The sequence below is a fragment of the Bittarella massiliensis (ex Durand et al. 2017) genome (genome assembly GCF_009876955.1).
In the GTDB taxonomy this organism is placed as follows: domain Bacteria; phylum Bacillota; class Clostridia; order Oscillospirales; family Ruminococcaceae; genus Bittarella; species Bittarella massiliensis.
The window spans coordinates 161,793-169,003 of sequence record NZ_WWVY01000006.1 but is presented as its reverse complement, the minus strand read 5'-3'; the positions used below and the strand labels follow the sequence as shown (position 1 = coordinate 169,003).

6 protein-coding genes are annotated in these 7,211 nt (G+C 48.9%); all 6 read right to left on the bottom strand.

The genetic code is table 11. The features are described from left to right. A partial coding sequence (locus GT748_RS08730; RefSeq protein ID WP_161222335.1) for a sigma-70 family RNA polymerase sigma factor occupies nucleotides 1-371 on the bottom strand: 371 nt, incomplete at its 3' end. Nucleotides 372-1,247: 876 nt separating this feature from the next. After that, nucleotides 1,248-1,370, bottom strand: coding sequence for a hypothetical protein (locus GT748_RS15780; RefSeq protein WP_276508699.1), 123 nt, complete (start codon nucleotides 1,368-1,370; stop codon nucleotides 1,248-1,250). Nucleotides 1,371-1,573: 203 nt separating this feature from the next. Then, entirely contained in the window at nucleotides 1,574-1,957 is a 384-nt protein-coding gene (locus tag GT748_RS08720; RefSeq protein WP_149888172.1) for a metal-dependent transcriptional regulator, read from the bottom strand. Nucleotides 1,958-2,011: 54 nt separating this feature from the next. Beyond that, nucleotides 2,012-3,757, bottom strand: coding sequence for an ABC transporter ATP-binding protein (locus tag GT748_RS08715; protein WP_154259027.1), 1,746 nt, complete (start codon nucleotides 3,755-3,757; stop codon nucleotides 2,012-2,014). Further along, the gene (locus GT748_RS08710) at nucleotides 3,754-5,511 is read right to left on the bottom strand and encodes an ABC transporter ATP-binding protein (RefSeq protein WP_154259100.1); all 1,758 of its coding nucleotides are present in this window, start codon (nucleotides 5,509-5,511) and stop codon (nucleotides 3,754-3,756) included. Before GT748_RS08710 ends, GT748_RS08715 begins: the two co-directional genes overlap by 4 nt. A 72-nt stretch (nucleotides 5,512-5,583) precedes the next feature. After that, nucleotides 5,584-7,209 (bottom strand): ABC transporter substrate-binding protein, encoded by a 1,626-nt coding sequence (locus GT748_RS08705; RefSeq protein WP_154259029.1) that lies wholly within the window; start codon nucleotides 7,207-7,209, stop codon nucleotides 5,584-5,586. Between the last annotated feature and the right edge of the window lie 2 nt (nucleotides 7,210-7,211).

Below are 7,211 nucleotides of genomic sequence, written 5' to 3'. Positions count from 1 at the left end.
TCTGCATATTGCCGTTCTGTCTTTTCCTCAAAGAACAGCGCCTGGATCAGCGCACGTTCCTCTGGAGTCAGCAGGGAAAGCGCGGTATGTAGCTTGTCCACTTCCAGCTTGTGAAGCACCACGCTCTCCACACTTTCCTGCTCATCGGAGAATTGCTGGGCATTTTCATCCACCAGCCGGTCCAAAGAATCTTCGCGGCTGGGGATGATCTGCACCACTTGGCCCTCCCTTCCGAGAACGAACCGCTCGGTTTTCAAATCGTTCTCAAAATAGCGCATTTTCCGGTCGCCCTGCATATAGGCCCGGTACACTTCATCCGTGACCTCAACATATTGGCCGCGAATCCATATTCTCTTTTTATCAGCGTCCACGCTGTTTTACCTCCGATCAGTCTGAATTGCGAGAAATTCAGACTGGTCAGGCGGCCCCCTACAACGTGGAAATGATGGGGTTCCGCTATATAGAAAAACGCACCTGCAGAATGGGACAACAGCCCCAACAGCAAGTGCGTTTCCTTTTAGTTCGTGTAAATCATGGCATGATGGTTCAGTATGAAAGGCATAATATCCCGTTGAAAAACGGGAAGTTTTTTTGACCGTACACCGTCAAACAGGCGGCCTACGACATAGAATCATACTCGCTGCTTCTAATGAGCAGCGGTGCGCAGGATGACCAACGCATGAAATATCCCTCCAGGCCAAAACGTGGTCTGGAGGGATGGCATGACAAACCACCCTGCCAAAACCTCGTTTTTTTTATTGGCAGGGCCATCTATGCAATTCGGATCAGTTCACTTTTCTCTGCACTGTCAGTTCTCTAAAATTTGAACTGCTATGCCATTATAAATCTGGCATAAATCTGTAAAATAGAAAGAGAGGTGAACTGTAGGTGCAGAGTAAACATGAAACGCTTGGTGAGATCATCAAGAATGCCCGCATAAAAGCAGATATTACGGTCGAAGATCTGGCCGCCAAAGTCGGAGTAGGCGAAAGNCTCAAAATAGCGCATTTTCCGGTCGCCCTGCATGTAGGCCCGGTACACTTCATCCGTGACCTCGACATATTGGCCGCGAATCCATATTCTTTTTTTATCAGCGTCCACGCTGTTTTACCTCCGATCAGTCTGAATTGCGAGAAATTCAGACTGGTCGGGCGGCCCCCTACAACGTGGGAATGATGGGGTTCCTCTATATAGAAAAACACACCTGCAGAATGGGACAACAGCCCTAACAGCAAGTGCGTTTCTTTTTAGTTCGTGTAAATCATGGCATGATAGTTCAGCGTGAAGGGCATAAAGCCACTGTGAACAGCAAGAGGCTTTTTTAATGGCTTACGCTCTGTCACATTATGTCGAAACGCTTTTTCCTCCACGGCGGCTCCCTCCTAAAGCCGTCGTGTTCGTATCAGCGTATAGGCGTCACTCCTTTGTCGAGGGCATAAGGAACGGCGGCCTTGATGTACTCAAAACCGCCGCAGTACCCTGAAAATCCATTATGGGCGCACGAAGCTACCTGCCCCGCAACGGTTTTTTTCTTTCCCCGTTTAGCGGGGCAGGATAGCTTGTCTTATTCGGTTTATTCTTGCTCTTGTGCGGCTGCCTCTTTCAGCCGTGAAAAGCTCTCATCGCTGATAATGTGTTCAATCCGGCAGGCATCGGCCTCCGCAATCCTGGGGTCAACACCTGCGGCGATAAGCTGCTCGGTAAAAAAGCAATGGCGCTCATAGATTTTTTCGGCAACCTCGCGACCCACATCGGTCAGATGGAGAAAGTGATCCTCGTCCATTGTGAGAAAGCCGCCGTCCCGCAAGGTAGCCACCGCATGGCACACGCTGGGCTTTGACACCTCCATGTGCCGGGCCACATCTACGGAGCGCACCAGACCGCATTTTTTTTGGAGAACAAGGATGGCCTCCAGATAATCTTCACCGGATGCGGTGGTATGTTGCTTTTTCTCCATGTGTTCCTCCCATGCCATTCGTACCAGCAAAGAAAACATATTGGCTCCTTTTTGTTACTGTGTTTTATCACCGGACAGCTTCCAGTTGATTGCCTTTTCTCTAACATTCACAAAATCGGCATAAATGCCGGGCTGCTCCATCAACTCCTGATGTGTACCTCGTTGGACAATTCCGCCGTTTGCAATAACAACAATCTGCTGGGCATTGCGAACCGTTTTCAGCCGATGAGCAATAATGATAACAGTCTTATCTTCTGTTAGTTTCTCAATGGCCTGCTGGAGTTCCGCCTCATTTTCCGGGTCCACACTGCTTGTTGCCTCGTCCAGAATGATGATAGGGGTATCCTTCAAAATAGCCCGCGCAATCGAAATCCGTTGTTTTTCGCCGCCGGATAGAGTAGCGCCGCTCTCGCCAATGACGGTATCATAACCGTTTGGCAGTGCCATGATAAAATCATGGCAACACGCACTCTTTGCAGCTCGGACAACTTCTTCGTGAGTGGCATCCGGTTTACCAAACTTGATGTTGTTCTCAATGCTATCCGCAAAGAGAAAAACATTCTGAAAGACCATGCTGATATTGGAAAGCAAGCTGTCCAGCTTATACTCCCGTATGTCGGTGCCTCCCAGTTTGATACACCCTTCATCTACATCCCAAAAACGAGCAATCAAGCTGCACAATGTCGTTTTACCAGAGCCAGACGGACCGACTATCGCCGTAGTGGTTTTTGCGGGGATCGTCAGATTGACATGGTTCAAAATTCGGTGATCGCCATAAGAAAAGCCAACATCCTGCAATTCAATCGTGGTATCTTTCGGAGTAATATCTTTGCCGGACAAGTCCATTACTGGTGTATCGTCAATAGCGTCCACCTTGTCGATGGAACTTTCGATTAACCGAAGGGCAAAGGACTTTCCTCCCGCGGCCTCCAGTTCGCTGAAAATCAGGAAGGAGGCAACACACATCAGCAGGCAGTACACCAGTGTCATGCTGCTTTGCAGATAGAACAGGATAGAGCAAAACATGATTGCCACACTCGCCAATCGCAAAACAAACAGTTGCACCATTCCGTAAGGTCCGAAAACGGTTTCCAGTTTGGTATTGCGTGCTCGGCTTTCCTCAATGGCCTGTTTCATTTTCTGATTCGATCCGCCACCGAGATTAAAGGACTTTACAATACCCATCCCCTGGATATATTCCAGTGTGGCGCCTACCAAGTCCTCCTGTGCCGCCTGCCGTTTAGGAGATACTTCCTGTGATTTCTTTTGAAGTGCGGAGTTACAGAGCAAAAACAGCGCAATCCCCAGGCAAGCCAGCAGACCAATCCTCCAGTCAAAGAAAAACATCACAATGGTAATAACCGTTACATGGATAAAACCGTGGATTACTGTAATTAGAACCGATGGCGCATTATTCTCCACATCGCTGATTGTCGTGGTGACAGTGGAGGTCAGGTCCCCCAGGCTATGGCTGTTAAAGTAGCCCATCGGCATATACTTCATCCTGTCGCCCACATGGATGCGCTTATCCGCGCACATAAAATAGCCAACTCTTGTTTGTGAAAAGTCTGAAATATAGCTGCAAACGATTTTTCCAATCACCCCTGCCAAAAGAAGCAGAAAAGCGAACAGAATATCCCGCCCTTTGGTTCCTTCCACCAGTTCATTGAGGATCAGAAAAAGAGCGCCGATCTGAAACATATCAAAGATTGAGTGCAGCAGGCTGAACACCACTGACTTTTTCAGAACCCTTTTCCAGCGGCCAGAAAAAGCATAGATTTTCTTTAAGGCAGTAATCATGCCGTTGCACCTCCTTCATCACGGCTCCCAATATGGGCCTGCCACATTTCTTTGTAAAGCGGGCAATTTTGCAGAAGTTCCTCATGTGTTCCGGTTGCCTCGATCCGCCCTTGATTCACCACCACAAGCTGATCTGCGCCTGTCACTGTATAAAGTCGATGAGCGACCATAATCAGAGTCTTGCCCTGTACCAATTTAGAAATAGCCTCTTGAACCAGACTTTCATTCTCAGGGTCAAGGTAAGCTGTTGCCTCATCGAAAATAATAATAGGGGCATCTTTCAGCATGGCTCTGGCGATGGCAATTCGCTGCCGCTCCCCCCCCGACAAGTGGCCGCCTGCACCGCCCACAATCGTGTCATACCCATGCTCCAGACCCATGATGAAGTCATGACAACCGCACTTTCGGGCAACATCTTCTACTTCCTGATCGGTGGCCGACAATCGCCCCATACGGATGTTTTCACGGATACTTTCATCAAAGAGGTAATTATCCTGCGATACATAAGACACATAAGAGGAAAGCTGCGACAGGGGAATCTTCTTCAAATCCACCCCGCCAAGAGTAATCACGCCGGATGTTGCCTCCCAAAAGCCGGTAATCAATTTAGTAATCGTTGACTTGCCAGAACCGGAAGGCCCTACTAAAGCTGTCATCGTTCCAGGTTGTATTGTCAGATTGATATGATCCAATATGGGCTTCGGGTCCTTCAGGTCATAAGAAAAGGAAACATCCTGGAAGTGAATAGACAGGTCGTGAATATCAGCATTGTGGTCCGGCCGCACCATTTCCGGTGCATCCAGCAGATTTCCAACCTCTCCAACAATCGTGCCAAGCTGCGAAATATTGTCAGTAAATTTAATCGCTCCCAAAATCGGGCCGACAATACCCAGGGACAAAATCATAATAGTCAGAAAAACCGGAGCGGACAGGGTTCCATGTTGATACAAAATTGCACCAATGGGAAGAACCGCCAACCAAACACTGGGCCAGATCGTATTGCTCATAGACATAAACAACTGCGTATCCTTCATCCAGTCAACCGCATAACGGGCATCGTCATTGACCGCGTCGGAATACTTCTGATAAGAGTTGGCCGACTGATTGAATGCCTTGATAACCTCAATACCGCCTACATACTCAATAATCGTGGCGTTCATTTTTTGAACCCGTTTCATCAAGCCGGAAAATCGTTCGCTATATCCCCGTGACATTCCCATATAGCACAGAAAACCAATGGGTAGGGTCACAAGAGAAGCCAGTGCCATGCGCCAGTCTAAAATAAACAGATAGACAATAATACACAGCGGGACGAACAGATTCGATGTCATCTCCGGCACCAGATGTGCGAGGATCGGCTCCATGCTCTCTACCCGATCAACGATGACATCCTTGAACCGGCCAGAGGATTGATCCATGATGTAACCCATCGGCACCCGTGAGAGTTTGTCGGCAATTTTAATACGGACTTCTTTCAAAGTCTGGAATGTCGCTGTATGAGATACGGTTGTTGAAAGGGTAGAAAAAAACAGTTTTAGTGTGAAACCAAGCAATATTATGCCGCACCAAAGCGCATAAGTGTTTAGGGCAGTCACGCCATCGATCAGACAGAGCATGATATAAGCGATGGCGAAGTATGGGACCATCCCGCAAGCCACACCTAAGATAGCCAGGATGATGGAGAGCGCGTAGGCTCTCCGATGTGCGCCAGCCAGCTCCCATAACCGCTTGACTGGTGATGGTGTTTGTTTCATCATCTCTCACCCTCCATAAAAGCAATACGGGGCAGTCGGCCCCTCCCGACCACCCCGCATCGCCAAGCTGTGTTATTCTGCCGGAGTGATCTGTGTCACATCCAGGAAAGCATAATCAGAAGCAAAGTTATAATCTGCAATCTTGTCCGTGTTATAGACGATCATATCCATCTGGTGAGTGAGAGGAACATCCAGCACCTGGTCAAGATCTGTATTGATGAGCAGTTCAAACAACTCCCGCAGCCGGGTATCATCGTTGCAGGTCTTAAACTCGCTCAATGCGGAAATAAACTCATCGGAATTATCCAACAGAGGGATGGAAACATCTTCCGGCATCTGAGCCATCATTGCAGAGAACCAGCATTGCGGCATAGCATAGTTGAAGAAACCTGCGGTCATAGCGGTAATATCCCATCCCGTGGGTTCCATATAGCTTGCGTACCATTCCATCTTTTCCATGCTCTTGATCTCAACTTCAATTCCAACTTCTGCAAGCTGGCTCTGGATCAAAGTGGCGATGGAGCCGATGGTGCTGTCATCCGTGGGGCAGGTAAAGACTATATGAAGCGGTGTTCCATCCTTTTCCCGGATTCCGGTGGATTCGTTCATAGCCCATCCTGCCTCGTCAAGAAGCTGATTGGCACGATCCACATTGTAGGTATAATCTATCGTGCCGCAAATATCCGAGTAGGGAGTTCCATCAGGTACAATGGTGTCAGCCACAGGCTCATAGCCATAGGTTAGGCCCTCGGAAATTGCACCTTTGTCAATGGCATACGCCAGGGCCTGCCGCACGCTCAAATCAGCCAGATTCCCATTGAAGTTCAAAATGATATTGCGGATCGTCGAGCCGGAAGGCGCAAACTTGCCCTCAATCCCCTCAATGGCGGTGGCCTGGTTATAGTCCTCATAGCTCAACTCAGCGGAGCCGTAAATCAGGTCAATCTCACCGGTCTGTAATGCCTGCACACGGGAGGCATTGTCAGGAATGTACTTCGCTACGATTTTGTCGTAGTAGGGCTGCTCACCCCAATAGTTTTCGTTGCGGACAAAGGTGGTGTACTGGCCCGCCACATATTCATCATAGACATAAGGACCGGTTCCGGCATAACCGTTGACCGTCTGGAAGTCTCCCTGGGTAATCAGTTTCGGAGAAATCATAGTGCAGACATCCGGCCAGCAAAAATCGTTGATGTATGCAAAGTATGGCGTGTCATAGGTCAGACGGATGGTGTATTCATCCACCGCCTCAATATTGGTATAGTTGACAACACCGGGCAGCGATGCGAAAGACGGGTTGATATGCCAGGACTCAATATTGGCAATCGCTGCCTCTGCATTAAAAGGTTCTCCATCATGGAAGGTCACACCCTGACGTAGATAAAAGGTAAGCTGTGTGCCATCTTCACTCAGTTCCCAATCTTCCGCCAGCACCGGTTGGATCTCCCCATCCACATATTTCACAAGACCCTCATAAAGCAGTTTCTGAGTGGGGCGGTTATCCGCAATCATATAGAGGGGAGAAAGGGTTGTTGTTTCGCCAATCGTGGCGATGTTCAAGACCTTTTCGCTCGTTTCCGTTCCGCTTGTTTCATCTGCGGTGTCGCTGTTGCTGGGGGTTCCGCCGCAGCCGGCAAGCAGACCCATACACATAACAGCGGCAAGAGCGAGGCCCAAAACACGTTTGGTTCGTTTCATCT